The sequence below is a fragment of the Corynebacterium bouchesdurhonense genome (assembly GCF_900078305.2).
Classification (GTDB): domain Bacteria; phylum Actinomycetota; class Actinomycetes; order Mycobacteriales; family Mycobacteriaceae; genus Corynebacterium; species Corynebacterium bouchesdurhonense.
Window position 1 is genome coordinate 1 of sequence record NZ_LT546017.1, and the last position, 4,520, is coordinate 4,520.

General features: G+C 62.8%; 4 protein-coding genes and 1 pseudogene. 4 read left to right on the forward strand and 1 reads right to left on the reverse strand.

Features of this window, described 5'->3' with window-relative positions; all coding sequences use genetic code 11:
• From BN4252_RS00380 to lnt, 3 genes and pseudogenes are all read left to right on the forward strand, one after another.
• Nucleotides 1-755, forward strand: a 755-nt coding sequence (locus BN4252_RS00380; RefSeq protein ID WP_148382445.1) for a multicopper oxidase family protein, incomplete at its 5' end; no start/stop codon positions are given.
• A gap of 165 nt (nt 756-920) precedes the next feature.
• A pseudogene (ccsA, locus tag BN4252_RS00385) lies at nt 921-1,151 on the forward strand (cytochrome c biogenesis protein CcsA); the annotation flags it as partial.
• 223 nt (nt 1,152-1,374) lie between these two features.
• Nucleotides 1,375-2,844 (forward strand): apolipoprotein N-acyltransferase, encoded by a 1,470-nt coding sequence (gene lnt, locus BN4252_RS00390; protein ID WP_066524063.1) that lies wholly within the window; start codon nt 1,375-1,377, stop codon nt 2,842-2,844.
• A gap of 230 nt (nt 2,845-3,074) precedes the next feature.
• Here the strand turns inward: lnt and BN4252_RS00395 are convergent, their stop codons facing one another.
• Nucleotides 3,075-3,827 (reverse strand): M23 family metallopeptidase, encoded by a 753-nt coding sequence (locus BN4252_RS00395; protein WP_066524069.1) that lies wholly within the window; start codon nt 3,825-3,827, stop codon nt 3,075-3,077.
• Between the two features lie 106 nt (nt 3,828-3,933).
• Between BN4252_RS00395 and BN4252_RS00400 the strand changes: the two genes are divergently transcribed.
• Complete coding sequence (locus BN4252_RS00400; RefSeq protein ID WP_066524067.1) at nt 3,934-4,440, forward strand: hypothetical protein; 507 nt, start codon at nt 3,934-3,936, stop codon at nt 4,438-4,440.
• Nucleotides 4,441-4,520 lie beyond the last annotated feature (80 nt).

Consider the following 4,520-nt stretch of genomic DNA (forward strand, 5'->3'; position numbering starts at 1 on the left):
CGCACTACCTCATCAACGGACGTATCCCCCGTGCTCACCGGACCTTCGAGGCTCGCCCGGGCGACAAGGCCCGCCTGCGGTTTATCAACTCCGGCGGTGACACCATCTTCAAGGTGGCCCTCGGTGGCCACCGCATGACCGTCACCCACGTCGACGGTTTCCCGGTCCGCCCCCACGACATCGAGTCGTTCTACCTCTCGATGGGTGAACGCGTCGACGTGGAGGTGGTACTCGGTGATGGTGTCTTTCCCCTGACCGCCCTGGCCGCCGGCAAGGACGACCGGGCGTTTGCCGTCATCCGGACCGCCGCGGGCCAGACCCCCGCACCAGAGACTACCTTCCCCGAACTCACTGCCCCCGGTACCTTCTTGACGTCCTTTGAGCCGGTGGAACGAGCCATGCTCCCGGCCGGTGACGTGGATAAGGAAATAGAGGTCGAATTAACCGGCCAGATGATGCCCTACCAGTGGGGACTGCGCATCGACGGTGCTGATTCCCCGGGCACAGTCCAAGAAGGCCAACGCCTGCGGATGCGGATGCACAACCCCACGGCCATGCCCCATCCGATGCACCTGCACGGGCATACCTGGGCTCTTCCCGGAAGTAGCGGCCTGCGCAAGGACACTGTCCTCATTCTCCCCGGCGAAACGGTGGACGCGGACTTGATCGCTGACAACCCCGGTGAGTGGGCATTTCACTGCCATAACGCCTATCACATGGAAACCGGGATGATGAGTTCCCTGCGGTACGCCTAACCCCACAGCATGGTCGGTCGCTAGGGTGAGCTGGGTCGCTGCAGACCACCCACCGGGCAGCACGATGACCTTCCTCGGTGTTGTGGTCTTCCGGGACAACCAGAACACCGTATTCTTCCCCACCGCCCCGGAATAAGAAGATCTAATCCATGCCGAGCACACCCGATCTGGGCGGAGGCCTCGTGGGGCCGGTTTTGAGGATGGGATCCGAAGGAGACCGCATCCTTTATCTCCTGGGCGCTCTATGCCGCCTACCTGCATGCCCGTGCCACGGCCGAGTGCCGCGATCACAAGGCCGCGTGGATCAATATCCTGGCCCCGGCCACGATAATCTTCAACCTGTTTTTCATCAACCTGGGCGTCTCCGGCCTGCACACCTACGCCGGCCTGAACTAAATCCGGATTCGTCAATCGGACACCCCCAGATCCACTGGGAAAGTACTGAAAGTTGCTGTCACATGACTCGAAAGATTGGGCATATATTCACAACCGAGCAGCAACCCGAAGAAGGCCGTGATCTCCGGTGAAGGCTAGTACTGCAGCAGACGTGACAGTCTCACGTCTTTCCCGGGGGATAGCCGGCGATAACTGGCGCAGATTGGCCGTTCCCACCGCGCTCATGATGGGAGCTGCGGTGGTCTGGTGGCTGGCGCTGCCGCCACGCGGTTGGTGGGTGCTGTTCCCGGTGGGCGTGACTATGTTCATGCTGGCTTTGGCAGGTCAACCACTACGTAACCGTTTGTGGCTCGGTGGGTTGGGCGGGGTGGCGCACTACGCTCTTGCTCTGCGCTGGCTCACCGACTTCAACACTGCCGGATACGCTGCTGTTGTTGCCGTTCAGACGCTACTGTTAATGCTGGTTGCCGCGGTATCGCCTAACGAGGCGGCTTTTCGCAGTCGCTGGTCGAGCTGGTGGCTGCTCACCCCTGCTGCCCTGGTGTTATTGGAGGCTGTGCAGCACCGGTTCCCGTTCGGCGGTTTCCCGCTGTCCGCTTTCGGATACAGCCAGACCGATGGTCCTTTCATGGCGGCAGCGCCCCTGGGTGGGACTCTCCTGGTGACCGCGTTGGCCGCAGTTGCGGGGGCCGTTGTTACCGCTGTCATCTTCGGGCCGAGACGAGCCCGTGCAGCATCCGTGGTCGCAGTGGTCGTGGTACTCGCGGTACCGGCGTTCGCGCCAACGATCGTAGATGATACGGCAGAAGGCAGCCTTGACGTCGTGCTCGTGCAGGGTGGAGGCCCCCGTGGGCTTCGCGCGGTCAATACCGATCCGTTTGATACGACCCGCCGGCACCTACAGGTTGCCGAAGATATAACCGAAGACCCTAATCTGGTTCTGCTGCCCGAAAACGTCGTCAATATCGACGGCTCAATCGACGGGACGCGCGTTGATGCAGCTTTCGCTGAACTGGCTAGGCAACTCGACACGAACATCGTTGTCGGAATTACCGAATCCGAGGATCAACATTTCCGGAACGCATCCATAGTGTGGGGACCGGACGGGACCCGGTTAGGACGCTATGAGAAGCATCATCGTGTGCCGTTCGGCGAGTACATCCCTATGCGCAATCTGATTGAACGACTCAGCGAGGACGCACGGTTCATCCCCCGCGACGCCATTGCCGGAGAGGGGCCGGCGGTGCTCGATCCCAGCGGGACACCACGATTGGGGATCGTCATTTCTTATGAGGTCTTCTTCGCCGACCGGGTCGCCGATGCCGTTCGCAATGGTGGGCAGCTACTCCTCGCACCGACCAACGCCGCGTCTTTTGTGACCGAGGAAGTACCTGCAATTGAAGTGGCCGCATCCCGGATGCGTGCCCGCGAGTTTGGCCGCACCGTTCTCCAGGCTGCCCCCACCGGATACTCCGCAGTTATCCAGCCCGACGGCACAGTCTCACAACTCAGTGGCCTGGGCACGAACGAACTGCTGACGGCAACCGTTCCCCTTCATACTGGTTTGACGCCGTATGCGCGCATGGGGGATACGCCCCTGTTGGTTCTCGCGATGCTGGCTCTTGCATGGCCTGCGGTTACCGGCCTCGTCAGCTGGCGCAGGAGAAGGCAGGTTACGGAAGTATCCCACTAAACGTGGATTACGGCACCTGCTCCTCGTTGGCGGGACGCTCGCCGCCCCCATATATGACGAGCACGGACTGCCTCCCCTGTGCCCCGGTCTGCCCTGCCTGGATAAGCTATCAAGTCTGGGCTGTGTCGGCGATGAGTGAGAAGCGTCTCTGCGGTCTGAGGCGGGTGCCTCACGCCCAGTCGCTGCCGCCGGTTCCGGTGCCTGGGCCGGTCCTGGTGAGTGCGGGAAGGCTAGAAGGTGACGCCGTGCTCGGCGAACCAGGGCAACGGGTCGACCGCCCCGCTGCCAGTCGGGTAACGCTCGAGGTGCAGGTGAGAACCGGTGGAAAACCCCCGGTTGCCCATGCCAGCGATCCTCTGACCAGCGGTGACGCGTTTTCCAACGGTCACGTCGAGAGTCTCCATATGACCGTAGACGGCAATCGAGCCATCATCGTGCTGGATGCGGATCCGCTGCCCGAAACAGGAGGCCGGGCCGGAGGCGATGACAGTGCCGCCCATCGCCGCGAGGATCGGGGTACCCACGACGTTGGCGATGTCGATACCCGCGTGGAGGGTTCCCCAGTGCACGCCGGAACCGGAGGTGAAGGTGCCTTCAGCGGGCTTGACCACCGAGGGCGCGCGGGCAGCGCGCTCCTTCTCGGCCCGCTCGGCGTTGTACTGGATGGCCTTGTCCAGCTGCTCGTCGATGTTGGCGACCGGCTTGAATTCGGAGATCGCGAGAATCTGCGGTGCGGCCTGCGTCCCACTCGAGGACAGGGCCGTGTCGTTGGTGGCCAAATCCACCTCGACGGTGGCAGCCTCCGGGGAGACCGGAGCCTCGACCTCGGCCGGGGCTTGCAGGGTGGCGGCCGTGGCGCCACCGACGCCGGCGGATGAGACCGTGCCGGTGGCTACAGCCACGAGGGCGAGGCGCCCCTTGGTCTGCGAGGTGGTGATCGTGTGGTGTTTTCCTCCGGATGACCGCGAAGCCTTCAGGCGCATGACTCGGTCGTGCTGGTACTGGTGTTTGGAGACGGCAACCATGGGCCCAGTCGCCATGGTTGGGGATGCTGGCCGAGGGGGCGTTCCTGGTCCAGGAGCACCTCTAATGGCGAGAGTGATGATCCCACGAATACGCAAGGCCGCGCTGGTGGCACATGTGGTCTGCTCGGTCGGCTGGCTCGGGATGGTGCTCGTCTTTATCGCGATGGCGGTCATGGGGATAGTGAGCGCGGATGAGATGGCGGTCTGGGGGATGTATCGGGTGATGGAGCAGGTGGCGTGGTGGGCGCTCGTTCCCCTGGCGGTGGCCTCGCTGGTGACCGGAGTCCTTCAATCCCTGGGGACGACGTGGGGATTGTTCCGACACTACTGGGTGGTGTTCAAGCTGAGGCTCACTGTGGTGGCGACAGGTGTGTTGGTGCTGTACATGCAGACCTTCGAGTATCTTGCCCGGGTGGCGGCAGACCCGGGCGTGGGGCTGGAGGCCGTGCGGAATTTCTCCCCGGTCCTCCACTCCGTGGCAGCAGCCTTGGTATTGCTGGTGGCTACGGTGCTGGCGGTGCACAAGGAGAGTGTCCGATTGTTTGTGTGCGGGGGCTTAGTTTACAAGTAGTCCGCGAATCGGTCGGGGTATGCCACGGCTAGTTGGTTGATGGCTTGTTTCCACCCGGTGGCTTTCGCCCCTTCAATATA